This is a genomic window from Halalkalibacter hemicellulosilyticusJCM 9152, from assembly GCF_000513115.1.
GTDB lineage: Bacteria > Bacillota > Bacilli > Bacillales > Bacillaceae_D > Halalkalibacter > Halalkalibacter hemicellulosilyticus.
In genome coordinates this window covers 36,201-62,511 of the sequence record NZ_BAUU01000006.1, presented here as the reverse complement: position 1 = coordinate 62,511, position 26,311 = coordinate 36,201, and the positions used below count along the sequence as shown (strand labels likewise).

Genomic DNA, 26,311 nt, shown 5'->3' with positions numbered 1-26,311 from the left:
TTATCTTATCAGCTTCTCAAAAATTGTTCAATTAATATTCATTGTAATTATTTTAATTAGTTAACTAATAAACTAACAGCTCAATCGATACGTTTGAAATCATATTTGAATCCAGTTCTTATACCATAGTGTCTAGCGTATTTTCGGTGATTTTAAGCCATTCACGTTACACGTGAAATGCTATTTTACTAGCAAAGCTTTACTTCTTTAATTAATTACTAAACCTATCAAGAGTTCAATATTAATTCCACCGTTTCAACTTAATTAATTGTAAATAATTTGTTAAAATTGTAAATATTTATTTATGATTAAATACCTATTATGTAATATTTTACAAGTATCTTTTGGTATAAAGTTTCTGCTATTAAATGAATGAACTGAGTTTAATTAATTTAGGAGGCTATAAAAATGTTATTGGTAGATTCAATAAAGGTCTATTTAAACGATGAAAAAACGAATGATTTTGATTCTGTTTTAGTAGTTCTATTTAAAGGCGACAAATTAGTAATGGTCAAGAATAAAAAACGAGGATGGGAATTTCCTGGGGGACACAGAGAGGGACACAGGCATTGGGATAAAGTATTGGATCATTCTGATACGGTACATTTATGCTAAATCACTGGACTTTATTGTTGTCAATTTGAGGATGACGTATTAATTGAATCATATGACCTCAATCACCATAACCAAATAGCCCAACAAAGAAAAATTCCTTCTTGGGCTACTCTTGCTTCAACTACCATTAACCTTTCACAGATCCTGCTAATAAACCACGAACAAAATATTTCCCCAGAAAAATATAAACGAGTAATGTCGGTAATGCGGCCATTAATGCTCCGGCCATTTGCACATTCCATTGTACAATCTGGCTCCCTGATAAATTTTGCAAAGCAACCATAACCGGCTGCTGGCTCGATTGAGTAATGGAAACAGCAAAAAGAAACTCATTCCATATATTTGTAAATTGCCAAATTCCAACTACGACAAACCCGGTAATCGACAACGGAAAGATAACATGTCGATAAATTTTCAAAAAACCAGCTCCGTCAATTTGTGAGGACTCAATCATTTCATACGGAATATTGGCATAGAAATTTCGAAACATTAACGTCGTAATTGGTAGCCCGTATACAACATGAACAAAGATTAAGCCTAGTATTGTATTATACAAATTAATCTCACGTAGGAATTGAATCATCGGAATCAAAATGCTTTGATACGGAATAAACATCCCAAATAAAATAAGTGTAAAAATCACTTCTGAACCTTTAAATTTCCACTTTGATAACACATAGCCATTTAGTGACCCAAGTAAGCCAGATAAAATCGTTGCCGGAATAACGAGATATAATGTATTTAACAGATTAGGTGCAAGTCTTTCGAATGCATAAGAATAACTACTAAAATCAAGAACTGAAGGTAATTGCCACATCTGCTCAAGCGTAACCTCATCCATCGGCTTCAGGCTCGTAATTAACATGACGTAAATAGGCATTAAATAAAACAAGCTAAGTGCAATTAACGATGTATACAATATCGTTTTCCCTAACCATTTCCACTTCAAGATCCAACACCCCTTCGCGATGTGATTAAGTATGGAACGATAAAGATAGCGACAGAAACTAGCATAACAATCGCAATAGCTGCTCCATTCGCATAAAAGTTCCCTCTAAATGTCGTCTCAAACATGTAAACGCCCGGCACATCTGTGACGAAGTTTGCTCCTGGACCTGTCATAGAGTAAATAAGATCAAAAATCTTCAAGGAAATATGAGCCATAATAATAATGACACTAACCGTAATCGGACGAAGTAGCGGAAAAATAATTTTACGATAAATTTGCCCCTCTGTCGCACCATCCATTCTCGCTGCCTCCCGCACATCATCAGAAATTCCACGCAAGCCAGCAATATACATGGCTAACGAAAACCCTGTCATTTGCCATACAGCAGCAATCACTACGGCAATCATCGCTAACGGTAAGCCAAACTCAATTTTCCCAATTGCAATCGCCGGGAAAATCGTCGTATTCGTATACCACATCGACTCCATTCCGAAGCGTTCTAGAAATAGATTTACACCTGTTGACGGATTTAAAAGCCATTGCCATACAACTCCTGTTACAACGAACGAGAGAGCCATCGGGAAGAAGAAGATATTTCGAAAGAGCGACTCCCCTTTTAACTGCTGATCTAGCAAAATCGCCAAACCTTGCCCCATCACAATAACCGCACCAATAAAGAAAGCAGTAAAGAAAAGTGTATTTCGCATGTCCGCCTGAAAGCGAAAATCATTGAATAAATAAGCATAATTAGCGAATCCGGCAAAAGAGAAATCTGGAACGATTTGATTCCAGTTACTGACGGATACGTAACCTGTCCAACCAATAAATCCATACACAAAAATCGAAATAAGAATAATCGATGGCAGCACAAAGGCGACAGCGACCATTTTATCACTTATTCGGAATTTGCTTTTTTCTTTGATTGGAGTAGACGTTTTTGATGTAGCATTTGTGTTTGTAGACAGATTACTCACACAGTTCCCCTCCTCATTCCAATCTTTTTCTATCGCTGTAAAAAGAGGTGTCCCAAAAGACTCTAGGCTTCTTCTCGTCTCCTGAGACACCTCGAAAGCATATTTTAAAGATCGCCTGCTGCAGCCTCTATTGCATCAATAAAGTTCTGAACCTCTTGCTGAGTCACAAAAATGTTCATTTCTTGATTCACCCTTGTTAAGTAGCCTTCAGAGGCTGCTGAACCATGTGCTAAGCTAGCTGCAAGCTCTGCTTCTTGGAAATCATTAATCGTATCAACGCCATACTCATCATATTTCGATACATCCGCATCAACACGAGCTGGGATTGATCCTTTTAACACATTGAACGCATCTTGACCTTCAACAGAGCCTAGCACCGATAAGAATTTCTTAACATCATCCGTATTATCAACACCCTTTGGAAGTCCAAATGTATCCGTAACAACCATGAACATGCCCTCAGTTCCAGGTGTTGCTACGTAACCAAAATCGCCATTAACTTCAAGACTAAGATCATTTACAAAGTACCCTTTTGCCCAATCACCCATCACATTCATAGCCGCTTCACCATTTGCGACAAGCTGCGAAGCATCCTGCCAGTTGCGTGAGCTGTGATCAGAGTTAATGTAACCTAGCATTCGTTTGAAAATTTCTACAGCTTCAACAACTTGATCATCATTAAAGGAAAGTTCTTGTGTCCAAAGCTGTTCATATTGCTCAGGTCCAAGTACCCCTAACAACACCGTTTCAAATAAATGTGTTGCCGCCCACGGCTCACGGTCTCCAAGCGCAAGTGGAGTGACACCTGCATCAAGCAAGGCATCTGCTACTTCAAAAAACTCATCAAACGTCGTCGGAGGCTCTAAGCCATGCTCTTCAAAAACATGAATGTTATACCACAACACATTTGAACGATGAATGTTCACAGGTACTGAGTAAATATCTCCGCCCATACTAACCATATCAATTAACTCTTGCGGAAATTTATCCATCCAGCCCTGTTCTTCAAATAAATCATTTAGCGGCTCCATTTTATCGGCAGCTACCCAGCTTTCATTCAGCTCAGCCCCCCCGTGAACTTGGAATGTCGCAGGAGGGTCATTTCCTTGCATCCTACTTGCTAATACTGCCTTTGCATTCGTACCTGCTCCACCCGCAACCGCTGCATTTTCAACTGCGATATCAGGATGCTGCTCCTGAAATAACTCAATTAAAGCAATTAAGCCATCCTCTTCACCTGCACCTGTCCACCAGCTAAAAATTTCTAGCTTTTCTCTACTCGAACTGACAGCACCGTTACTTTCAGTATCATCATCTTCTGATTGCTCAATAGCACCTCCATCATCTACATCGTCCTCTGCGCGATCTGAGCCTGCATCATCACTTCCACACGCTGCCACCGTGAGCAACAATGCCATCATCAATGCTAATAAACGAAATATCTTCATTTGTTTTCCCCCTAATTTTTTATTGTAAGCGGTAACAAATCTAATGTATCACGCTAACTAACTCATTTAAGGAAAAAAAACCTTCACTTTTATACGAAAAACTGTCTTTTTTTGTGATTGTGATTTATATCATGTCGTACAGAGCCAATGCTCCTCACGAATTCTCTACTGTGATTGAATTGTAAAAAACAAAAAACCCACAAGGCACACACCTTATGGGAAATCATTCATAACCTATTTACTTCTCTAGCTACTCGCTGCTTCTCCTTAAACTCTTTAGGTGAATCCTTCGTATACTTCTTGAATGCTCGACTAAAGTAATTCGGGTCCTTATAGCCGACAAGGTAGCAGACCTCTTTTATACTTTGATCCGTTTCAATTAATAGCTGTTTAGCTCGATCCATACGGAGATCCGTGACGTATTGAATGAAGGTAACTCCAAACATCTCTCGGAACAGCTTACTGAAGTAAAAGGTGCTTAACCCTACTTGTTCAGCAACCTCCTCAAGCGTAATCGGATGCTGGTAATGAGATTGAATGTATTCCCTTACTTTCACAAGCATTTTTTGAGAATGATTGACTCGCAACATAACCATCACCTGATCGATATAATGAAGATACTCCTTACCGTAATGGAATATGTCCATTGTATTTATTGTCTGCTTAGCTTCATAACGCTTATCGATTTGAATGCCTAGCTCCTGCAACGTATGGCGTAAAATCACCATCAAATCTTCCACCCTTTTTGCGACAGCCTTAATCGATAATTCACCTTGCTGCAAATCCTCTATATATAATTGGAGAAGCAGTACGGCTTCGTGAAGATGTCCATCCTTCACCTGATGGATCAAATTCTTTTCTTTTTCGAGTAACTCTGCCGTATCATACTGTCGTTTTTGTTCTACCTTCCCATATTGATACGGCTTTGCACCATTTTCTTGAACCTGTTTGAGTGAAATAAGTGCATCGTTGTACGATTCTGTAAAGCCCACCTCCTCATAAAAGGGAGATCCCACACCTACAAACAAACCGTTTTTCGTCATAAATTCGCGATCATACTGAACAATCATTTGACGAATGATTTCAATAATTGCTACTTTCGTCTGTTGCTCATTTTCCTGCTTTGAAAAGGAGATATTTAAAATAGGCACTTGCCCTTGAATAAGTGGCCCAAGAAAGAAGTCGCGTTCGACCTTTGTTTGAATATACGTTTTTAACCAACGATACTCCACTTTACCAACTTTTTGAGACATTGTATGAGCAAAAGAACAAACCATCATAATCCCTTTATCAATCGGCTTACCAATTAGTAGACTCCATTCAGCGAAAGAAATGTCCAATACATGATCCATAATAGAAGAAGCAATCCATTCTTTTTGAGAGCGTCTCATCACATGCTCATATTGTGTTTGTAATTGTAATTGTTTCATCTGCACCTCCTTCTCAACACTCAATTCATCCTCTAATCGTTTACATGTAGCAATCACCTCTTTCTTGCTAGCAGGCTTCAACAAATACTCCTTTACACCATCACGTAATGCTTCTCGAGCGAATTCGAATGTATCATAGGCTGTCAGCATAACAAATTTCGTATGACGTAATTGATCCTGCATCACTTTAATTGCTTCAAATCCATTCATACCTGGCATTTTAATATCCATAAATACAATATCAGGTTTGAATTCATTCGCTATTTCAATCGCCACCTGACCGTTATACGCTTCGTTATTGACGAAGGCTGACGGAATCTCTTTTTTAATAATCATCGCAAGCACTTTACGTTCAATCGCCTCGTCATCGACAATCATAACCTTCATGCAACAACACCTCTCTTCTCCTTTTTCGGTAATGATAATCGAATCGTCGTACCATTCTTCTCTTCAGATTCAATTTCAATAATGCCGTCTTCTTTAAAAAAGAGCTGCACCCTCCTCATTACGTTAACGAGGCCAATTCCCGTAGAATGTCCTTGATTTCTTCTTCCAGACGCTCTTTGGCCTAAGTCTTGGTTATTCTTCGCTCTATCATAAATAGATCGAATCGTTTCCGCTGTCATTCCAACTCCATTGTCACTCACTTCTATGATCACATGCGAAGGCAAACTCTTAACAGTTAAGATCAATTTCGCCCCTTCTTCAAGTGATTCAATTCCGTGGATAAATGCATTTTCCATTAATGGCTGCAAGGTCAGACTCGGTAGATCGATATATAGGGCCTCTTCATCAATATTTAAATCAATCGAAACACGATCGCCGAAACGAGTGTTTTGGATAAAGCAATATTCCTTGACAATATCAACTTCATCACTTAATCGTACAGGCTTATCTAGGTTTCCTAAGTTATATCGCAATAACGCAGAAATCGAATCAATCAATTCTACTGATTGCTCCGCTTCTTCTAAATAGGCTGTACGTGAGATTGTATTTAACGTATTAAACAAGAAATGAGGATTGATTTGACTTTGTAATGTTCGAAGCTCTAGTTCCTTTAATAGCTGATCTAACTCCGATTTTTCCTTCATATCATGGATCAAGCCTTGAATACTTTGTCTCATTTGATTAAACACACGAGCCAGCATTTCAATCTCGTCTTTTGTTTTTATCGTTACATTTTCAATATTGAAATTCCCCTTTGCAATCTCTTGTGCCGCTTCAGATAATTGGGAGATCGGCTTCGTCACACTTCTGGAAAACAGCAGAACGAGAATTAAACTTAAAAATAATATTGAAAGCACGGCAAATACAACCATCCACGTATTCGCCTGATTCCGTTCATTCATTTGATCAAAAAAAAGCTGATACTCTGTCAATTCTGAATTAATTAAAGAAAGAGTCGTTTCTTGAATAAATTGAGACACTTTTGATGCTTCACTAAGGTGGTGAGAATAACGATCAATTTGCCCCGCCTTAAACGAAAGAATCGTTAGTTCACATTCTTCTAAGAAACTTTCAATCATATTTGTATAATTAGAGATTAAGATCGCATTCTTATCTGTTTCAATCCGCTCATCCAACTGATCTTGATAGGTGATTAGTTCTGCTTGGTACTCTTCAAATTCACTTAAATACACTGGATCGCGTTCTGTTAAATACGTGTTTAATAGCTCATAGCTTTGGTTCGTTAATTGCGATACTTCATTTAAAATGAGAAACCTTTCAAAGCTAGTGGAATACGTAGTAACCGTTCGATTACTGTTAAACGCAAGAAAGACTGTAACAGACATTAAAAGAAAGACTATCGCCATATTATATAAAAGGAGCTTTGTACGAATTGTTATCATGATTCATCGACCTTTTTTAAATCTTCCTGTCGAATAATTCCTGTATCTGTATAATAAAATTCACTAACTCGCTTACCTTGAACTAATGAGAGCATTACTTCAATGCTACGATACCCCATTTCATAGGGCTCTTGAACAACTGTCGCGTCAATACTACCATCACGTATGAGATCCAACGTATCTGGTAAAATATCAAATCCAATCACAAAAATATTCCGATTTTTATCTAGAGACTGTAAGACACTTGCAACTCCAATCGCATCGAGTGCACTTGTGCCATAGAAGGCGGATATATTTGTATGCTCATTCATAATTTGATAAGTGCGTTCAGCAGCCTGAATTAATGAAATATTTGATTCTTCAATGGCTACAATCTCCATGTCTTCATACTCTTCAATAACATCTTTAAATCCTTGAACTCTTAATTGTTGATTAGCTGAATGGAAGCTTCCAGTAATAATAGCAATACGACCGACTCCATTTAATTCATTGGCAGTTTCCTTACCTGCGAGAACACCCGCATAATAATTATTTGTTCCAATATAAGCCATTCGTTTACTCTTTGGAGCATCTGTATCAATTGTAACAATCGGTGTTCCCTTCTGAATCATCTGATCAAAAAGTGGCGTAAACTCTTCCTCAATTAATGCCTGAGTAATGACCCCATCAGCTTTTCCAGCAACAGCCTTTTCAATCGATTTAATATGCTCACCAACATTAGCTGTAAACGGCCCCGTGTATTCAATTGATACACCATAATGCTGAGCAGCATCACGTGCTCCCTTTTCCACTAAACGCCAATATTCATTATTCACTTCCTCAGGAATCACAACAAAGTGGTAATCTGCTAATTCCTCAGCATTAACAGGCTGTGAAAGCTCCGTAGTAAGCGCTTTCAATAAATAGTAAATAGACGCACTACATGTAAATAAAAAGGCGACAACTATAAAAGCAAACAGGATTTTTTTCATTATATTGCACCCCTCTTTTCTTAATTACAAATGATTCGTGATGTTGTGTGCATTCCAATATTTCAAGTCATTTACAATAACCCCCGCCATTCCTTCCGATACTTCTTTTGATACTTTTCGTCCTCTTCTAATTCTATTAACGTGTTCGCTAAATCTTTGATTTTATTATCACTTTTTACATCGTACCATTTCTTTAAGCTCACAATAATATCATAACGAATTAACGTTGTGTTTTTCTCATGAATACATTCTTCATATCGAGCACGTAGTCCTTCCATTACGATAGATTGTTGCTCCTCTCCAACTAAGCCGATTTTCCATAATGATTGTAAGGAATGCCTCGCTGTCACAAAACGTTTATCTTTTGTGACTTCTAATACATGCTTAAAATCCTGAACTATTCGTTTTTCACGATCACTTTTGGCTAATTGGCATAATAGCTGCGCAGCAATCGCTCTCATATGGTTATCCTTGTGCGAAAGGTAATGGATTAAGGTCTCCCATACGTCATAAGCCCAATCTACTTGCTCCTTCGTTATTTCCATTAATTGTAGAAATGCATCATACCGCCGTTGCTTATCTCCAAATTCCAAGTCTTGAACGAACTGTTGAACGTGTTTCTCCATTTTTTGCACACCCTTTTCATATGCGTTAAAAAAATCATACCATTGAATATGCTCAAATTCATAGCCAATAGCACTTTTTTTCATTAAAATAAGGGACAAACCTAACGAACGAATGAGGAATGCTGTATGTTCAAACTATTACTAATTGAAGATGACCAATCATTGTTTACCGAAATAAGGGAACGCTTAAACCAATGGTCTTATCATGTCTATGGTGTCGATCATTTTGACCAAGTGATGAGTACATTCACGAATGTCAAACCTGATCTTGTCATCATTGATATCCAACTTCCAAAATATGATGGCTTTCATTGGTGCCGAATGATTCGTGAGCACTCCAATGTACCAATTATCTTCCTTTCCTCACGTGACCACCCGACCGATATGGTTATGTCGATGCAGCTTGGAGCCGATGACTTCATTCAGAAACCCTTCCATTTCGAAGTTCTAATCGCAAAAATCCAAGCGATTCTACGACGGGTCTACCATTACACATCAGACCAAGCTGTATTAAAGACTTGGTGCAATGCGACGATCGATATGGAAAGAAGCACAATCACCAATGAGCATGGAACCGTAGACCTATCGAAAAATGAGTTATTTATTTTAAAACAACTAATAGAGCATAAGAACAAAATCGTTTCCCGCGAACAATTAATTTCAAGTCTATGGGAGGATGAACGCTTTATTAGTGATAACACGTTAACGGTCAACGTAAACAGACTTCGTAAACGACTTGATTCCATCGGATTAGGAGACGCGATTGAAACAAAAGTTGGACAAGGCTACATAGCAAAGGATGAGATACAATGATGTTTCTTCAATATGTATTAGAACGACGAAGCTGGGTCATTCTTATTGTAAGCTTACAGCTCATTCATCTGTTTATTGCCTATGTTGATACGGCACTCTCTTTCTCATCAAGCCTATACATCGTTTTTCTCTCAACAATGATTTTCTTGCTCTTTCTCATCATTCGCTACAGGAAGGAAGCGGCTTTTTTTAAGCAGGTCGTAACATTGAGTGATGAGTTAGATTTGTCGCAGCTCAAGAATCCTAGCAGCCCTTTCGAATCGATCATATATGACGCACTTAAGGAACAAGAGAGGTCATATAAGAAGCAGCTTCATGAACACCAAAGGATGCTTGATGACGAAAAGGATCAGCTCTTATCGTGGATTCACGAAATGAAGACACCGTTAACGGCTATGCATTTAATTATCGATCGAGTGAGAGAGCAAACTTTGAAGCAGCAGCTCTCCTATGAATGGCTACGAATTCACCTCCTACTTGATCAACAGCTGCATCACAAACGGTTCATTTCAATTGAAAATGACTTATATATCGAAAAGATCCAGCTAGAAGAGCTTATTCATCAAGAAATTAAAGCTCTTAAATCATGGTGTTTTCAAAAGGGGATTGGCTTCGATTTAAGCCTAGAAGTCACGACTCTACTTAGTGATAGTAAGTGGTTATCCTTTATTATTCGCCAACTACTTTCCAATGCGATTAAATATAGTGAACGCGCAGATATTTCAATTAAGAGCTATATGGAAAACGGACATTGTCAGCTTGAAATTACTGATGCTGGTTATGGAATCGCCGCCAAAGATTTGCCGAGAATTTTTGACAAAGGCTTCACATCAACAACGACTCATAATGAACATGCAGCGACAGGCATGGGACTTTATTTAACAAAGAAGGTGAGCGATTCATTACATATTCAATTGACGATTCACTCAAAGCTCGGAGCAGGTACGACTTGCCACCTTCTATTTCCAAAAAAGAATCAACTCGTTCATCTTATGGGCATGTGACAACATTGTCACATGCCTTGCTCATTTGTTCGTTGAATGAAAGGAAAAATCCTCTCCATTGGATTAAGATGATGATAGATCAGAAAGAGGGAGTGAATCATATGGCAATCTTACAAGCAACAAACATCCGCAAAAGCTATGGAAATAAATTCAATCGTCAAGAAGTGCTTAAAGGAATTGACATACATGTTGAAAAAGGCGAATTCGTGAGCATTATGGGAGCATCCGGCTCTGGAAAAACGACCTTATTAAATGTGTTATCTTCTATTGATACAGCTAGTAATGGTTCGATTATCATAAATGGTCAAGAAATGGTCGGATTGAAAGAAAAGAAGCTTGCTGAATTTCGCAAACAGCATTTAGGTTTTATTTTCCAAGAGTACAATTTACTCGATACGTTAACCGTACAAGAAAATATTATGCTGCCGCTTTCGATTACAAAAATGCCCAAACGGACGGCACAGCAACACTTTAAAGAAATTGCAGATGCTTTAGGCATTTATGAATGCAAAAACAAATACCCAAGCCAAATTTCCGGTGGTCAAAAGCAACGCTCCTCAGCGGCCAGAGCTTTATTCATCAGCCAAGTATCATTTTTGCTGACGAACCGACAGGAGCATTAGATTCGAAATCAGCTTCCGATTTATTGAACAAGCTGCGACAGCTAAATGAAAAGCGCCATGCTACGATTATGATGGTCACGCATGATCCGGTCGCCGCAAGCTATAGTAGTCGTGTGATTTTCATTAAGGACGGCCAAATCTATACACAATTAACAAAGGGAGAGGAGACGCGACAGCAATTCTTCCAAGATATAATGAAAACACAAGGTGTTCTAGGTGGTGTGCATCATGAGCATTAATCATCTGATCACTCAAAATATTAAAAAAAATCTTGGCCATTACTTTCTATATATTTTTGCTCTTATTTTCAGTGTGGCCCTTTACTTCTCCTTTGTGACGTTACAATATGACCCAGCTATGGATCCCGCTAAAGGTTCTATTCGAGGGGGGGCTGCGATTCAAGCAGCGGCCGTACTGCTAGTTGCGATTGTTCTTGTCTTTCTCGTTTATGCTAACACGATTTTCTTGAAACGGCGTAGCTCTGAAATAGCCTTTACCGCTTAATTGGAATGAAAAAGGGCGAGGTTTTCCGAATTATTACGATCGAAAATGCTGTCCTTTATATCGGATCACTGCTGGTCGGGTCATTTCTTGGCTTTGCATCTTCGAAATTAATAGCCATGATTCTTTTTCAAGTAACTGGTGTCGATGATATCGCTAGCTTAACCTTTTCACCCGAAGCTTTCATCCAGACGATCATCGTATTTAGCTGTATTTTTCTACTATTAATGGTTATGAATAACCTTTTTATTAAAAAACAAAGCATTCTAGCTTTATTCCAAGTACGTTCTACTTCTGAGCATAAAATAAAAAAGTATTCTATCATTGAAATCATCATTGGGGTTTTAGGGATTGGACTGATCATAGCTGGCTATTACGTTTCGTCTATCTTATTTGATGGTAGCTTAATTGACATGATCGAATTACTAGTGACAATGCTGTTTATTTTAGCATCCGTCATCATCGGAACCTATTTGTTTTACAAAGGGTCTGTTAGCTTCATCTTTCAATGCATACGTAAACGGAAGAAGGGCTATTTATCTATTCACCATGTCCTTTCCTTATCATCTATCATGTTTCGAATGAAATCCAATGCATTATTGTTAACAATCATCACAACTGTATCAGCACTCGCTATCGGCTTACTATCCCTTAGCTATATTTCTTATTACTCAGCGGAGAGAACAGCCGAGCAATATGTTGCAGCTGACTTTTCCTTTACCGATCAAGAGGTCGCTTTAAGCTTTCAAGAGGCTTTAGAAGAAAATGACGTCAGTTATGAGCGAATAGATCGGAAATCGTATCAAGCTGATTTTAATATTGAGGACATCCTTGATGCGAACTTAGAAGGGTTAAATTTCGACCCTCATACAACGAGGCTTTCCGTCATTAGTGATAACAGCTTACACGGTTATGATCTTGAATCTGACGAGCTCATCTTCTCTGGCTATAGTAGTATTCTACAAAACTTCTTAAGCTTAAAGGAATCTGGTAGCATTTCACTGCAGCTTAACGGTGAAGAACGACCTTTGACTTATTTAGGACTTGATGATGGTCATCACCTTTCTCTTCCCTTTACGAATGGAGGACTACCGATTGCCATCGTCGATGAAGCACTTTTCTCTGAACTTGAAATGAATCATGATGAAGACATTCAGTTGGAGTATAGCGAATTCGTTGGGTTTCTTATAAATAATAATCGTGATTTAGAACAGGCAAACGAATTGTTTTACGAGCTTGAGTTAACTGAAAGCTCCTCTTCACTATCAAAATCAGATACAGCTTCTTCCCAAAAGCAAAATATGGGACTTATCATGTTTATGGTCGGCTTTCTTGGCCTCACCTTCCTCGTGACATCAGGCTGTATTTTATATTTTAAACAAGTCGATGAATGTGAAAGCGAGAAGGGAACCTATACGATTTTACGTAAGCTTGGCTTTACAGAAACGAATTTATTACGTGGTATTCAACTGAAACAGCTTCTTAACTTTGGTATTCCTTTAACTGTCGGCCTTAGTCATAGTTACTTTGCTGTTCAATCAGGCTGGTTCTTTTTCGGTACAGAGCTTTGGACACCTATGTTGCTAGTCATGGCTCTGTATACGATTCTCTATTCTTTATTCGGCATTCTGTCCGTACTGCATTACAAAAAAGTGATTAGAGCCGCACTTTAATCTCTAAACCAAACGAGGGCGCAAAAAAAGTTGGGTTTAACTTTTTGGCGCCCTTTAATGTCTATGTTTTATGCATTTTTACGAGTAGGACCTTCTGATTTTTTTGCTTGTGATTTACGTGATCGTGTCTTTTTCTTTTTCGTTCGGTCGAGAGATGCTTCAAGCGCCGACATGAGGTCGGTCACATTGGATGCTTTTGCAGGCTCAGCTTCAGTTGCACTTACAGTATGCTCGCCAAATTTTTTCTCTTCAATTAAATCGAGTAAGGCTGTGCGGTAATCATCCGTATACTTCTCTGGGTCAAAGGTGGTTGTAAGCTGTTCGACAAGAAGTAATGCCGTATCAAGCTCCTTTTTAGCCACCTTCTGTTCTTCAGGAATATTTGGAACCTCTTCTGCTTTGCGGACTTCATCAGGAAAATGAATCGTCTCCATAAGGAGCATATGTTCATATACACGAACAACCGCAAGCTGTTCTTTCGAACGAATAATGATTTTCGCTACCCCTATTTTTCCTGATTCCTCTAATGCTGTACGCAAAAGGGCGTAGGCTTTCGATCCACCACTATCAGGAGCCATAAAATAACTCCTCTCGAAATAAATCGGATCAATCTCCTCAAGCTTCACAAAATCAATAATTTCAACAGACTTATCTTCATTTTCCTTCTTCAGCTTTTCAAGCTCTTCATCATCTAAAATGACAAATTTGTTCTTCGCGTATTCATAGGCCTTCACAATGTCATCTTGGCCTAATTCCTTTTCACACCCAGGACAGATCTTCTCATATTTAATCGGTGTATGGCATTCCTTATGAATTTGTCTTAACTTAATATCTTTATTTTCAGTTGCTGTATGCAATTTAATTGGAATATTCACGAGTCCAAAGCTAATGCTCCCTTTCCAAACTGTATGCATTGTCTCACCTTCTTTTTTTCTTACTATGTTCCAAACATGATAAATTATGTATCCCTTCAATGAACATACTAACTATGCGAAGGACAAGCAAACACAACAAACGGACCCTTACTCTTTCTTATATAACAACTCAAGAGGTGATCATGACATGAAGCCAATGCGACTAACAACACGTGCATCCATTCCTACAGGGGATAATTGGATATACGAAGCAAAATATGATGGCTTTCGCTGTATGCTACATTGGAAACAAAATGGACCTACTTTACTAAGTAGAACTGGACGCTCATTAAATAAACAATTTCCCGAAATGATTGACTTTTGCCTCCAGCATGAAGAGTTGATTTCTCCATATCTCCCTCTTCTTTTAGACGGAGAAATCGTCTTTTTAACTCATTCGCTTGTGAGTGACTTTACAATTGTGCAAAACCGAGGAAGGCTACGCAATCAAACATCCGTCGACAAACAACAATCGCTTCATCCTTGCCATTTTCTAGCATTTGATTTACTGGTAGAACAAGGGAAAAGCTACGAAAACCAACCCCTTTTCAAGCGAAAAGAGAGATTATACTCATTATTCCAAAAGGCTGCATGGCCTTTAACACCATTGAAGCAAAGTAACAAACGGATTCAGCTCATGACCTACACAAACGATCATCATACGTTATGGTCACAGGTGACTGCTCAAAACGGTGAAGGAATAATCGCAAAGCACCGTATGAGCAAATACGAAGAAGGGGTACGAACCACTCAATGGCTAAAAATCAAACATTGGCGAATTGTAACAGTCGTACTCTCACATTATGACCGTCAAAATGGCTACTTCCGTGGCACTGTTTTAAAAGGGGAGCAATGGATTGAAGTCGTTCATTTTAAACATGGTTTATCGAAAGAAGAAGAAACGAACCTTGCATCTTTTTTTCATAAGCAAGGTCAAAAAGTTTCTACTGAACAATGGAATGTAGAGCCTGCTATTTGTGTCGATATCGCCTGTATCGACTTTGATGGAAAGCATCTACGTGAACCGACGTTTCACCAATTCCAATTTGAATCCGATCCGTTCACATGTACTTGGAAACAGATGCAACGTCAGTTACATCCGTTACCAGAGCCCATTTCCATGACTCATGCAGACAAACCTATTTTCCCTAAGCTCTCCATTGATAAAGATGCGTATATTCTTTACCTACAAAAAATAGCTCCAGTCCTACTTCCATTTTTAGAAAACCGTTGTTTAACACTTATTCGTTATCCTCACGGTGTCGAAGGTGAATCCTTTTACCAAAAGCAATGCCCAGACTATGCACCTGGTTTTATTGAAACAAAGAAGGAGGAAGGTATTGATTATATCGTGTGTAACGATGTTCGTACACTGCTTTGGCTTGGTAATCAGCTAGCACTCGAATTTCATATACCCTTCCAAACAATCGAAACGAATAAGCCAACTGAAATCGTCTTCGATTTAGACCCACCTACTGTACGTCAGTTCCATCTAGCTATTACAGCTGCTCAGCAAATGAAAAAAGTCTTTGACCGATTTGGTCTCTATAGTTATGTCAAAACGTCGGGAGGAAAAGGACTTCAGCTTTATTTACCTATTGCTAATAATCAATTCACTTATGAAGAAACGCGACTCTTTACTAAGTTTATCGCGACCTATCTATGTGAACAAAACCCTTCTCTATATACAACCGAACGCTTAAAAAAGAAACGAGGCAAACGGCTGTACGTTGATTACATTCAGCATGACGTAGGTAAAACGATTATTTCTCCTTTCTCACCAAGGGGAAATGCAGACGGACTTGTTGCCACCCCACTATGGTGGCATGAGGTTAACGAAGATCTTACTCCATACAACTTTGACCTTCATACAGTCATTGAACGTGTCAAAGAAGGTAATCCGTTTGAAAGCTTTTTTGCTCATAAGGACAAGCAGCCATTTCGTGATGTCATCACAGAGTTAAAGGAGCGCATGTACTAAGTAAAGCACCATGTCTAAAAGCCCACTAACCATTCAATTAGTGAAGGCACTGAAAAAGTCCTTTTTAGAAACTCAAAGAAGAGTAATGACTCCACTCGTTATGCGTCTTGCTTTGAGGAACCGACTCATTTAAAGGATACCGAAAAAGTTAGAAACCAAACTTTTTCGGTATCCTTTTTATTCTTTTCTTTTAAATCGACTACCGTTACGCTTTTGTCGCAATCTCTTTAATGTGGCTCCTACCTTATCTTCCATTCTATTTGTCATTTTGGTATCAATAGAAATCTGAACGATTTGCTCATTTTCAACCGTTAATAAAAGCCACGTACCTTCCTTCGCTGCAGCTGGCAACTGTTCTTGTCGGACAGTAAACTCCTTCTTCTGCTCCTCCACTAACAAAACAGCTTTATCGCCATCAACTATTCGATCAATAACAGCTCGTATCGTCATATACATCACCTCACACAAGCAATTCCCTCATTGATAATATCGGCTAATCGTCCATCCCCAATACCATTTATACGTATTAAATCTTCCATTGACTCAAATGGCCTAAGCTCAATTAACGTTTCAGCACGTTCCTCTCCAATATGATTAATCTCTTGTAGTAATTCAATCGTTGCTTCGTTAATATTTATACAATCACTTTCTACTGCTTGTTCTTCTAGTGGCTCCTCATCAATCTCAGTTAGTTGTTGATTGCTAGGATCCATGTACCCTTCTCTTTCTGTTCTTATTTGTAACGTTTCTCCATCCGATTCAACCACAATCGTTCCATGCACAAACGTCGCATACATCTCTACTTTGGCATCAGCTACTCGTTCTACTACTTCTCTGTGCGGATGACCATATTGATTATCCTCCCCTGCTGATATAATGGCTATTGCGGGATTCACCGCTTGGAGGAAAGCAGGAATGGTTGATGTACTTGAACCATGATGACCTAGCTTCAACACATCAGCATCTAAATCATAGCCTCTTTTGATCATGGCTTCCTCTGTCTGCTTTTCTGCATCTCCAGTTAACACAAATCGTGTATCGCCATATGTAAACATAGCCCCAATCGATCCTTCATGCACATCACCGGTCAACTGATCTGGATTTAAGATTTCAATTTCTAACGGTCCAACATCATACACTTCACCTGCACGTGGCTCATGATAATCAGCATCACTCGCTTCCACCGCTTCAATCACCCTTAAAAATGTTTGTGAGGTCGTCACATCACCCGACATCCATACCTCAGATACGTCCATTGTCTCTAAGATCAAATCCATCTGTCCAATATGGTCGGAATGCGGATGAGAGCCCACCATAATATCAATATGTTCAATATCATTTGCTTGTAAATAATGAAGAAGGTCCTCCTCCATCCAATGACCTGCATCGAACAAAATTCGGTATTCCTCTCCATCAACTGAATACTCAAATAACGTCGCATCAGCCTGACCAACATCAATAAAATGCACCTTTAACGGTTCTAAACCTTCTTCTACACGCTCAGCATGATCTTCTTCCTTATATTCATGATCTGCATTTATATCTATTTCAACATCATCACTTGGCTGACCTTGATCTACCTGACCACATCCAACTAGGATAATGATCGAAAATACTGCTAACCGTTTCAACACATATGTATACACTAAGCTGTCACCCTCTACTATTTCATTGCTTACGAATAATTCTTTACTGATTTACCTTCTAATGAAAACATCTTTTCTTAGGTTAGGGGAATTTGATCAAAAAAAAAGAAGCTTGAACAACCCAGGGCACAAAAAAAGTTTAATTTTTACTTTTTTGTGCCCTTTCATCCCCACTTAGTCTAGTACGGATAGGTAGGTCACATGAGGGAGGCTCTTATCTATGTCAGAATCATAACTTAATCGATACAATCGCAATATCATCCGCTTGTTCGCCTGCAAATATTCCCTTACTTAGTTCTTCTAACTTAGTTGGATGTAATTGATCAGCAATCGTTAGCATATAGTGCTCGCTTTCTCGAACGGTCATCCTCAATGTACCTGCCACACCATCGGTAAATATAGCTAATTGATCACCCTTTTCATATTGAACTTGATCTGTTACTAACTCCATATCTTCACTTAAGCCAATAGGGGTTATCGTTTGCTTCAACAAATGATTTCTTCCATCACCAACAAGAATTCCTGATGGATGTCCCGCATTAAAATACTGAATCGACTTTTGCTCGACATCAATATACAAATAGATTCCAGTACAAAAATAATGCTTAGAATGAATGACCGAACGAAATAATGAGTGAAAGTGCTTATTTAACTCAGCATATACTCGTTCTGGATCACTCACTCGACGAATGATTCCAGGGAGCAAAGCACGTAACGACATGCTAATTAAACTTGAAGCTACTCCTTGTCCCATTATATCTAGCAAAATCACACCATAGTGACGTTCATCAATTTGGTACCAGGAATAAAGGTCCCCTGATAAATGTTGAGAAGGTCGCAGAAGAGCGTTAATCATTATATTTTCATTTTCGATCGGTGGAACTAATACACTTTTTTGAATCGCTTGTGCTAATGCAAAATCCTTGCTCTGTTGCATTTCTAATCGTTTACGATCGGTTATATTTAAATGGGTTATAACCGCACCTTCCATTTGTAATGGGTCAGGTAGCTGTTTCAAAGGAGTAACAACCATCGCAAACCATCGCATTTCATTTGGAGAGTGACAAGGATACTCATAACGAAACATTTTCTTTTTACCTTGTAATACGGACATAATCCCTAACTGAACTTCTTTGCCAGAAACCTCTAAATATTGGCTACCAACTCCACAATCATCCATCCGTCCACCATTCATTTGGCAGAAACGATCCCATTCTTCATTTGTCGCAATGATCCAACCATCCTGATCAATGATAGCAACCTGATGGGCCATTGAATTAATGACATGCTGATAAAAGGGTTTATTTAATTGTACAGTTTTAATCGCCTCCCTACTTTAATGTCTGTTTACGAATAAACACAACCTTCAAATAGTTACCGTCTTTAAATGATTTCGTCGTCTTAAAGTCTTGTGGTAATGAGAACTCTTCTACAATTTGATACGTAACCCCAGTCTCTTTAAAGGCTTGATCAATAAATGCCTTAAAACGCTTCATTTGAAATTGGGCGCAATTTGTCGAGGCAACAATGAGTCCATCATCCGCTGTAATCGCAATCGCTTGCTTTAAAAGGCTTGGATAATCCTTTCCCGCCCTAAACGTATGTTTCTTTGAACGGGCAAAGCTAGGGGGATCTAAAATAACAACATCAAAGGTTAGCTCCTTCTTTACCGCATATTTAAAATAATGAAAGACATCCTCAACAATAATGTCATGTGCCTCATAATCCAACCCATTCACACTGAACTGCTCAATCGTCTTTCTTAAGCTTCGATTAGCTAAATCAACACTTGTCGTTTTCGTCGCTCCTCCAAGGGCAGCGGCTACTGAAAAGGCACCTGTATAGGAAAATGTATTTAACACCGTCTTACCGTCAGTATAGTGATCACGTAACGTTCGTCTAACATCACGCTGATCGAGAAAGACCCCGACCATTGCACCTTCATTTAAATACACCGCATATTGAACCCCATTTTCCTTCACGATAAGAGGAAACGCCCCTCTTTCTCCGACTACATAATCATCCTCCTCTACATACTTTCCTCCTTGATCAAAGCGCTTCTTCTGATAAATTCCTCGATATTCTATTGTTTCCTCTAATGCTTTGAGTATTGGCTTCTTGAAAGAATAGATCCCTTGACTGTACCAGTTAATCAAAAGGAAACCAGCAAAGTAGTCAATCGTTAGACCACCAATTCCGTCTCCTTCTGCATGAAATAAACGGAACGCCGTCGTTTCTAGGTCACGAAATAGCGATTTTCGCTGTTGAAAAGCAGCTTGAAATTTGCGAATAAAGTAGGCTTCGTCTATCACTTCCTGCTCATCATACGTTAACACCCAACCGATTCCTTTATTTTGCTTACCATAATATGCTCGCGCAATAAATTCATTCGATTCATCAACAAGGCGAAATACCATTCCCTCCTCTCTTAATGAGTTAGCCTGAATCGTTTCATCCGTAATGAGCGGATAGCCTGCTTTATATTTTTTTATAAAAGAAGAAGCCACTAAACAGCTGTTTTCTTTGTTCATCTTCTCATCCTAACGTGTGAATTTACTAGTTACAGTATATCACATTGTTCACTATAATCACCTTTTTCAAGATGATGGATTCGCTGTTATTATGACCTTAACATGTGATAGCTCTAATATGTTCGTCACATCCTAATTTTTTGCAATTTCACATCTTCGTTGATTGAAATTATGTGAACACAAAAAAAGATGTCTCATCAGGTTCCCCCATTGAAACACCTTTCCTTTTTACTTTCCTACCATTGCCTTCACTAACTCGCGATTTCTTTCCTTAAACACATCATTATGAGAGGATACCATCGCCGCCGCCTTCGCTTTAGGATCAATAAATTGCTTCGCCTGATTAACTGCATTAGCCGCATCCTGGAAAGCACCTGCAATCAAATGCAGCTTTCCGTCATGCTTTAAAATATCTCCAGCCGCATACATCCCCGGTATGGAAGATTCACTATTCGTATTGCCTTTTATATAGAAATCTTCTTCCATTTCAATATTTAATGTACTATTTTCCAATAAGGATGAGTCACGTTCATAACCATGGTTAATAATAATGTCGTCCACTTCAATATGACGTGTTCGTTCTTCTTCATGATTTGTCACTTCTACCTTTTCAACGAGATCGGTACTTGAGTTAGCAATTAGCTTAGTAATCGACGTATGGAGCAGGCAAGAAACCGAACTATTTAGTAGTTGATTGACTTGCGCCTCATGCCCCTTCAGCTCTCCTTTGCGATACGTTAAGTATACCTTTTTCGCAATAGGCTCTAGTTCATTGGCCCAATCGATTGCTGAATTACCTCCACCTGAAATGATCACGGTACGATCCTTAAATTGCTTAAGTGACTTTACTGTATAATGTAGGTTTGTGACTTCGAACCGTTCAGCCCCTTCAATCTCTAGCTTCTGTGGCTTTAATATCCCCGATCCGACCGCTACAATAACTGTCTTTGATATATGCTGTTCTCCTGAACTTCCTTTTAATACAAAGACTCCATTCTCATCCTTGGAGATCGATTCAACCTTTTCATTTAATACGACAGTAGGATCAAACGTCATCCCCTGCTTAACGAGCTGATCAATAAGCGCTTGCCCTGTAATAGGAGTTAATCCACTAATATCCCAGATCATTTTCTCTGGATACACATGTACTTTCCCACCTAAAAACGGCTGAAATTCGATGATTTTCGTTTTCATCCCACGAAGCCCACTATAAAATGCCGAGTAAAGCCCCGCAGGTCCGCCTCCAATAATCGTAACATCGTATACGTTTTGGTGTTCCACTATGACCACTCCTACTTTTAATAAATGATTATCATTCTCATTAAACTATACTCCACATACCGCTAAAATACAATAAAAAATTACCGAACTTTTATTTTCTTCACAATAAAAGTATCTGACTCTCAAAAAATACTATTGACATAAGGGTTGTTTTAATTTTATAGTATTCTCATAATCGAAATCGAGAATCATTATCATTAACTTGTCGATAAGGAGGCAAATCATGACTCGCCTATTTACAAATAACATTCAGGTTGGTTACGGAGAACAGCCCATTGTGAAAGGGATCAGTGTTAGCATTCCTGATCAACAGATCACAACTATTATCGGACCAAATGGATGTGGGAAATCAACGTTTCTTAAAGCCATTACGAGAATTATTGCTCACCAAGGGGGTAATGCCATTCTCGATGGGAAACCCATCGCCCAAGTACCGACCAAGACTCTTGCAAAGAAAATGGCTATTTTACCTCAAACGCCTGAAAGCGCTAGTGGTTTAACTGTAGGAGAACTTGTTTCTTATGGTCGCTTTCCTCATCAAAAGGGGTTTGGTCGCTTAACAAAACGAGATTATAAGGTAATAGATTGGGCACTAGAGGTAACCGGTACGAGTGAATTCAAGTATCGGTCAGTCGATGCTCTATCAGGTGGTCAACGGCAACGTGTATGGATTGCATGGCACTTGCTCAGGAAACGGAAATTATTTTCTTAGATGAACCAACGACCTACCTTGATATGGCTCATCAGCTCGAAGTTCTTGAGCTGTTACAACGCTTAAATAAAGAAGAAGGACGAACGATTGTGATGGTTCTCCATGACCTTAATCAAGCAGCACGTTTTGCTGATTATATGATTGCCTTAAAGGATGGCGTCGTCGTAAAAGCCGGTCATTGTGAAGAGGTCATTCAATCGAACGTTCTTCGTGAAGTCTTTCAAATTGATGCTGAAATAGGACGAGATCCACGAACAAACAAACCGATGTGCATAACGTATAACTTAATCAAAGGAGAATCACCTGATGAAAAAGCACCTAATCTTATTTATTCTGCTGTCAGTGGCGATTATTAGTAGCGCCTGCAACAGTGCAACATCTGAACCGATTGATACAGATGAAACAAACGAACAAACCGAAACAACTGACGACGAAACGATTACATATGAGTCGGAAAATGGGCCTATTGAGGTACCCGCTAACCCTGAACGAGTCGTTGTCCTTGCTTCCTTTAACGTTGGTAGCGTCATGGCACTTGATGTTAACTTAGTTGGTGTCGATACATGGGCAATGAACAATCCTCGTTATGCTCCTTATTTAGAAGGCGTAGAGGAAGTAACAGATGAAAGTATTGAGAAAATTTTAGAGTTGGAGCCTGATTTAATCATTGCTGCCCCGACCAACAATAACCTCGATCGACTAGAGGAAATTGCCCCGACCGTGACTTATACGTATGGACAAGTCGATTATTTAACACAGCACTTAGAGATAGGTAAGCTATTAAATAAAGAAGCCGAGGCACAAGCATGGATTGATGACTTTAAACAAAGAGCCGAAGCAGCAGGAGAAGAAGTGAAAGAAGTACACGGTGAGGATGTAACTGTATCCGTCATTGAAAACTTTGATAAGCAGCTCTATGTGTTTGGTGATAACTTTGGACGCGGGACAGAAATCCTTTACCAAGAAATGAAGCTTGACATGCCAGAAGCGGTTACCGAAGTAGCTTTAACTGATGGCTATTATGCATTATCACCAGAAGTGTTACCTGAATATGCAGGGGACTTTATTATTTTAAGTAATGACGGTGAGGATAGCTCCTTCCAGGAAACAGAAACGTATCAAAATATTCCAGCCGTACAAAACGGTCATGTTTTTGAAGCAAACGCAGCCGAATTCTATTTTAATGATCCTATTACACTAGAGTTCCAGCTTGACTTTTTTATCGAAAGCTTTTTAGGTCAGTAATATAATGGCATCGAAAAAGGTAAAACCAACCTTTTTCAGTGCCTCTAGTACTATCGTGAAGGGGTTACTTAACAGTTCGTTTAGGTAGCTCCTTCTAATCATGTATAAATCGTATCACTGATATTTAAGAGAAACGAAGCGAGGCCTATGACAAAAAAACAACGATCCACCTTCTCATTCACAATTAAATTCATATTCAGCCTTCTTATATTTGGCATCGTCTTCATTTGTGCTATGGTATTGGGAGCCGCTGAAACAACCGTTCGTGATGTATGGCTAGCCCTAACGACAACTGATGCGGATGCCACCTTAACCATGCTTCGTGAAATGCGCTTTCCTCGTGCCACCGCTGCATGATCGTTGGAGCAGCACTAGCGGTTTCAGGTGCGATTATGCAAGGAATGACTCGAAATCCACTAGCTGATCCTGGTTTGCTCGGTTTATCAGCTGGCGCGAATGTTGCTTTAGCTGTTACGATTGCGTTTATTCCTGCTGCCAACTACTTCGGTGTAATGATTGCCTGTTTTATCGGAGCTGCCATTGGAACGATTATGGTGTTAGGAATTGGCGCGATGAAGCGCGGAGGTTTCTCTCCATTCCGAATTGTCTTAGCTGGAGCTGCCGTTTCAGCATTTTTAACAGCGATCGCTGAAGGGATTGGTCTCTATTTTAAGATTACGAAGGAAGTTTCGATGTGGACATCCGGTGGGCTTGTAGGGACAACATGGAGTCAGCTTGAGGTGATTGTCCCTTTTGTTTTAATAGGGTGTCTCTTATCTCTTCTTCTATCGAAGCAGCTGACCATTTTAAGCTTAAATGAAGAGGTCGCTGTCGGTCTCGGTCAACGTACGACTCAAATTAAGGTCGTTCTCTTTATCATTATCGTCATTCTAGCAGGTGCTACTGTAGCGCTTGCGGGCAACATGGCCTTTATCGGTTTAATGATCCCTCATATTGTGCGAGCAATCGTAGGAACGGATTATCGCTTCATTTTGCCGATGTCTATCATTTTTGGAGCTTCATTCATGCTCCTTGCTGACATAGCTGCACGAACGATTAGTGCGCCATATGAAACACCGGTTGCTGCTATTGTATCGATTTTAGGCTTACCTTTCTTCCTCTTCATCGTTCGAAAAGGAGGGAGAGCATTCTCATGATCCATCCAACAGTTATAAAAAGACAACGACTACTCATTGGCCTTCTACTGTTACTCATTTTCTTAACAGCTTTTGTTGGAATTGGTTTAGGCTATTCCTCTGTCTCATTTAATCGTATTGTTCCAACTATTTTAGGGCACGGAACATTTAAAGAAGAGTTTGTCTTTTTTTCGATTCGCTTACCGCGAATTATTGTAACGATTTTAGCAGGAATGGCACTCGCTTTATCGGGAGCATCCTACAAGGAATTACCCGCAATGATTTAGCAGATCCTGGAATAATTGGTATTAATTCTGGAGCTGGTGTAGGCGTCGCTATTTTCTATTTATTCTTCCCGATTAATGCAGCAACCTTCACATATGTCTTACCATTAATCGCCTTTATGAGCGCGCTCTTAACAGCTGTCGCCATTTATGCATTTTCCTATAGCCGTCAAACAGGGCTTCAGCCTATCCGCCTCGTTCTAATTGGAGTTGGGTTTTCAATGGCGCTCTCGGGCGTTATGATTGTTTTATTCTCATCGGTTGACCCTTTTAAGGTGGATTTCATTGCTCGCTGGCTTGCAGGAAACATATGGGGAGATGATTGGCCTTTTATTTGGGCAATTCTACCTTGGCTCATTCTATTGATTCCTTTTACATTATATAAAGCGAGTCGTCTCAACATCCTTAGCCTCGGTGAACATGTTGCCAAAGGCGTCGGAATCTCACTTGAAAAGGAACGTATCCTATTATTATTAACGGCTGTTGCTCTTGCTGCTTCTGCCGTATCTGTAACTGGTGGTATTGCCTTTATTGGACTTATGGCTCCACATATGGCTAAAGCATTAGTTGGACCACGTAATCAGCTCTTTCTACCAGTTGCTTTATTATTAGGAGGATGGCTTCTCCTTCTAGCCGATACAATAGGTCGGAATCTCATTGACCCTGATGGTCTACCAGTCGGTATTATGGTAGCCTTAATCGGTGCACCTTATTTTGTTTATTTGCTAATTAGGAAATCATAGATTAAGAAAAATGCGATAGTGTCTTTTCTTAAAAGCATTGTGCGGAGCCGTTAATTGGGGTTAGCTCATAAATGCGTGTATCAAGCGAGAACGATAGCTTTTGCGAACCTGCTTGACAGTGCCAACCAACAAAGGTAATCCCCATTCCTCTACATCAGAGAAAAGCCGCTTCCTGAGAAGGAAATGTAATCCTCACTCCGCTATTTAAGCTAAGTGAGTCCAATAGGAGCCATAAAAGCCAAAATAGAGGAATGAGAAACCGCAACGACATGAAACAGGGAACGAGGGAGGAAATAGAGGAATAAGGAACCACATAGAGCACGAAGCCAACGACATCTGCGAAATCGCCTACATCTTCATC

The 26,311-nt window shown here is 39.3% G+C and carries 19 protein-coding genes and 5 pseudogenes; 10 read left to right on the top strand and 14 right to left on the bottom strand.

Annotated elements, in window-relative coordinates; genetic code table 11:
- Window positions 1-408 precede the first annotated feature (408 nt).
- Window positions 409-615, top strand: coding sequence for an NUDIX hydrolase (locus JCM9152_RS04815; protein ID WP_035341569.1), 207 nt, complete (start codon window positions 409-411; stop codon window positions 613-615).
- Window positions 616-742: 127 nt separating this feature from the next.
- On the opposite strand, the gene JCM9152_RS04810 is transcribed toward JCM9152_RS04815, so the two are convergent.
- From JCM9152_RS04810 to JCM9152_RS04780, 7 genes are all read right to left on the bottom strand, one after another.
- Window positions 743-1,495, bottom strand: a complete 753-nt coding sequence (locus JCM9152_RS04810; protein ID WP_081727901.1) for a carbohydrate ABC transporter permease — start codon at window positions 1,493-1,495, stop codon at window positions 743-745.
- 65 nt (window positions 1,496-1,560) lie between these two features.
- Window positions 1,561-2,451: a carbohydrate ABC transporter permease gene (locus tag JCM9152_RS04805; RefSeq protein WP_081727900.1), complete on the bottom strand. Its 891-nt coding sequence runs from the start codon at window positions 2,449-2,451 to the stop codon at window positions 1,561-1,563.
- A 191-nt stretch (window positions 2,452-2,642) separates the two neighbouring features.
- Window positions 2,643-3,986, bottom strand: coding sequence for an ABC transporter substrate-binding protein (locus JCM9152_RS04800; protein ID WP_035341564.1), 1,344 nt, complete (start codon window positions 3,984-3,986; stop codon window positions 2,643-2,645).
- Window positions 3,987-4,213: 227 nt separating this feature from the next.
- Entirely contained in the window at window positions 4,214-5,803 is a 1,590-nt protein-coding gene (locus JCM9152_RS04795) for a response regulator transcription factor (RefSeq protein ID WP_035341562.1), read from the bottom strand.
- Window positions 5,800-7,266, bottom strand: a complete 1,467-nt coding sequence (locus JCM9152_RS04790; protein WP_052015588.1) for a sensor histidine kinase — start codon at window positions 7,264-7,266, stop codon at window positions 5,800-5,802. Before JCM9152_RS04790 ends, JCM9152_RS04795 begins: the two co-directional genes overlap by 4 nt.
- Window positions 7,263-8,237 (bottom strand): sugar-binding protein, encoded by a 975-nt coding sequence (locus JCM9152_RS04785; RefSeq protein ID WP_035341560.1) that lies wholly within the window; start codon window positions 8,235-8,237, stop codon window positions 7,263-7,265. Before JCM9152_RS04785 ends, JCM9152_RS04790 begins: the two co-directional genes overlap by 4 nt.
- A 71-nt stretch (window positions 8,238-8,308) precedes the next feature.
- Window positions 8,309-8,947 carry a hypothetical protein gene (locus tag JCM9152_RS04780; RefSeq protein ID WP_369384520.1) on the bottom strand — a complete coding sequence of 213 codons (639 nt, stop codon included), beginning with the start codon at window positions 8,945-8,947 and terminating at the stop codon, window positions 8,309-8,311.
- 42 nt (window positions 8,948-8,989) lie between these two features.
- Between JCM9152_RS04780 and JCM9152_RS04775 the strand changes: the two genes are divergently transcribed.
- The 4 genes and pseudogenes from JCM9152_RS04775 (at window position 8,990) to JCM9152_RS04760 (ending at window position 13,477) form a co-directional block, all read left to right on the top strand.
- Window positions 8,990-9,676, top strand: a complete 687-nt coding sequence (locus JCM9152_RS04775; protein ID WP_035341558.1) for a response regulator transcription factor — start codon at window positions 8,990-8,992, stop codon at window positions 9,674-9,676.
- The gene (locus tag JCM9152_RS04770) at window positions 9,676-10,680 is read left to right on the top strand and encodes a sensor histidine kinase (protein ID WP_035341689.1); all 1,005 of its coding nucleotides are present in this window, start codon (window positions 9,676-9,678) and stop codon (window positions 10,678-10,680) included. Before JCM9152_RS04775 ends, JCM9152_RS04770 begins: the two co-directional genes overlap by 1 nt.
- A 101-nt stretch (window positions 10,681-10,781) precedes the next feature.
- Window positions 10,782-11,542: pseudogene (locus JCM9152_RS04765) on the top strand (ABC transporter ATP-binding protein).
- Window positions 11,532-13,477: pseudogene (locus JCM9152_RS04760) on the top strand (ABC transporter permease). Before JCM9152_RS04765 ends, JCM9152_RS04760 begins: the two co-directional pseudogenes overlap by 11 nt.
- Window positions 13,478-13,545: 68 nt before the next feature.
- Here the strand turns inward: JCM9152_RS04760 and ku are convergent.
- Window positions 13,546-14,391 (bottom strand): non-homologous end joining protein Ku, encoded by an 846-nt coding sequence (ku, locus tag JCM9152_RS04755; protein ID WP_035341556.1) that lies wholly within the window; start codon window positions 14,389-14,391, stop codon window positions 13,546-13,548.
- Window positions 14,392-14,539: 148 nt separating this feature from the next.
- Here ku and JCM9152_RS04750 point away from each other — a divergent pair, with 148 nt between their 5' ends.
- Complete coding sequence (locus JCM9152_RS04750) at window positions 14,540-16,372, top strand: DNA ligase D (protein WP_035341554.1); 1,833 nt, start codon at window positions 14,540-14,542, stop codon at window positions 16,370-16,372.
- A gap of 177 nt (window positions 16,373-16,549) precedes the next feature.
- On the opposite strand, the gene JCM9152_RS04745 is transcribed toward JCM9152_RS04750, so the two are convergent.
- The 5 genes from JCM9152_RS04745 to JCM9152_RS04725 form a co-directional block, all read right to left on the bottom strand.
- Window positions 16,550-16,822 carry a DUF3006 domain-containing protein gene (locus JCM9152_RS04745; RefSeq protein WP_035341552.1) on the bottom strand — a complete coding sequence of 91 codons (273 nt, stop codon included), beginning with the start codon at window positions 16,820-16,822 and terminating at the stop codon, window positions 16,550-16,552.
- A gap of 5 nt (window positions 16,823-16,827) precedes the next feature.
- A complete protein-coding gene (locus JCM9152_RS04740; RefSeq protein ID WP_235715624.1) occupies window positions 16,828-18,018 on the bottom strand; it encodes an MBL fold metallo-hydrolase in 1,191 nt (396 codons plus the stop codon).
- A gap of 229 nt (window positions 18,019-18,247) precedes the next feature.
- Window positions 18,248-19,291, bottom strand: coding sequence for a PP2C family protein-serine/threonine phosphatase (locus JCM9152_RS21235; RefSeq protein WP_052015586.1), 1,044 nt, complete (start codon window positions 19,289-19,291; stop codon window positions 18,248-18,250).
- 58 nt (window positions 19,292-19,349) lie between these two features.
- Window positions 19,350-20,549 carry a class I SAM-dependent rRNA methyltransferase gene (locus JCM9152_RS04730; protein WP_035341551.1) on the bottom strand — a complete coding sequence of 400 codons (1,200 nt, stop codon included), beginning with the start codon at window positions 20,547-20,549 and terminating at the stop codon, window positions 19,350-19,352.
- 228 nt (window positions 20,550-20,777) lie between these two features.
- The gene (locus tag JCM9152_RS04725) at window positions 20,778-21,830 is read right to left on the bottom strand and encodes an NAD(P)/FAD-dependent oxidoreductase (protein WP_035341549.1); all 1,053 of its coding nucleotides are present in this window, start codon (window positions 21,828-21,830) and stop codon (window positions 20,778-20,780) included.
- 223 nt (window positions 21,831-22,053) lie between these two features.
- On the opposite strand from JCM9152_RS04725, the pseudogene JCM9152_RS04720 reads away from it, so the two are divergent.
- Together JCM9152_RS04720 and JCM9152_RS04715 are read left to right on the top strand one after the other, a co-directional pair.
- Window positions 22,054-22,898: pseudogene (locus JCM9152_RS04720) on the top strand (ABC transporter ATP-binding protein).
- The gene (locus JCM9152_RS04715) at window positions 22,849-23,787 is read left to right on the top strand and encodes an iron-hydroxamate ABC transporter substrate-binding protein (protein ID WP_035341547.1); all 939 of its coding nucleotides are present in this window, start codon (window positions 22,849-22,851) and stop codon (window positions 23,785-23,787) included. Before JCM9152_RS04720 ends, JCM9152_RS04715 begins: the two are co-directional and overlap by 50 nt.
- Window positions 23,788-23,885: 98 nt before the next feature.
- Here the strand turns inward: JCM9152_RS04715 and JCM9152_RS23135 are convergent, their stop codons facing one another.
- Entirely contained in the window at window positions 23,886-24,095 is a 210-nt protein-coding gene (locus JCM9152_RS23135) for a hypothetical protein (RefSeq protein WP_235715631.1), read from the bottom strand.
- On the opposite strand from JCM9152_RS23135, the pseudogene JCM9152_RS04710 reads away from it, so the two are divergent.
- Window positions 23,995-24,944: pseudogene (locus JCM9152_RS04710) on the top strand (FecCD family ABC transporter permease). The gene JCM9152_RS23135 and the pseudogene JCM9152_RS04710 overlap by 101 nt on opposite strands.
- A pseudogene (locus tag JCM9152_RS04705) lies at window positions 24,941-25,950 on the top strand (FecCD family ABC transporter permease). Before JCM9152_RS04710 ends, JCM9152_RS04705 begins: the two co-directional pseudogenes overlap by 4 nt.
- Window positions 25,951-26,311 lie beyond the last annotated feature (361 nt).

Bases quoted from the DNA above. Each gene is read 5' to 3' on its own strand.
- JCM9152_RS04815 (WP_035341569.1), top strand. From the start codon at position 409: ATGTTATTGGTAGATTCAATAAAGGTCTATTTAAACGATGAAAAAACG.
- JCM9152_RS04810 (WP_081727901.1), bottom strand. From the start codon at position 1,495: ATGCCTATTTACGTCATGTTAATTACGAGCCTGAAGCCGATGGATGAG.
- JCM9152_RS04805 (WP_081727900.1), bottom strand. From the start codon at position 2,451: ATGGTCGCTGTCGCCTTTGTGCTGCCATCGATTATTCTTATTTCGATT.
- JCM9152_RS04800 (WP_035341564.1), bottom strand. From the start codon at position 3,986: ATGAAGATATTTCGTTTATTAGCATTGATGATGGCATTGTTGCTCACG.
- JCM9152_RS04795 (WP_035341562.1), bottom strand. From the start codon at position 5,803: ATGAAGGTTATGATTGTCGATGACGAGGCGATTGAACGTAAAGTGCTT.
- JCM9152_RS04790 (WP_052015588.1), bottom strand. From the start codon at position 7,266: ATGATAACAATTCGTACAAAGCTCCTTTTATATAATATGGCGATAGTC.
- JCM9152_RS04785 (WP_035341560.1), bottom strand. From the start codon at position 8,237: ATGAAAAAAATCCTGTTTGCTTTTATAGTTGTCGCCTTTTTATTTACA.
- JCM9152_RS04780 (WP_369384520.1), bottom strand. From the start codon at position 8,947: ATGAAAAAAAGTGCTATTGGCTATGAATTTGAGCATATTCAATGGTAT.
- JCM9152_RS04775 (WP_035341558.1), top strand. From the start codon at position 8,990: ATGTTCAAACTATTACTAATTGAAGATGACCAATCATTGTTTACCGAA.
- JCM9152_RS04770 (WP_035341689.1), top strand. From the start codon at position 9,676: ATGTTTCTTCAATATGTATTAGAACGACGAAGCTGGGTCATTCTTATT.
- ku (WP_035341556.1), bottom strand. From the start codon at position 14,391: ATGCATACAGTTTGGAAAGGGAGCATTAGCTTTGGACTCGTGAATATT.
- JCM9152_RS04750 (WP_035341554.1), top strand. From the start codon at position 14,540: ATGAAGCCAATGCGACTAACAACACGTGCATCCATTCCTACAGGGGAT.
- JCM9152_RS04745 (WP_035341552.1), bottom strand. From the start codon at position 16,822: ATGACGATACGAGCTGTTATTGATCGAATAGTTGATGGCGATAAAGCT.
- JCM9152_RS21235 (WP_052015586.1), bottom strand. From the start codon at position 19,291: ATGGCCCATCAGGTTGCTATCATTGATCAGGATGGTTGGATCATTGCG.
- JCM9152_RS04730 (WP_035341551.1), bottom strand. From the start codon at position 20,549: ATGAACAAAGAAAACAGCTGTTTAGTGGCTTCTTCTTTTATAAAAAAA.
- JCM9152_RS04715 (WP_035341547.1), top strand. From the start codon at position 22,849: ATGAAAAAGCACCTAATCTTATTTATTCTGCTGTCAGTGGCGATTATT.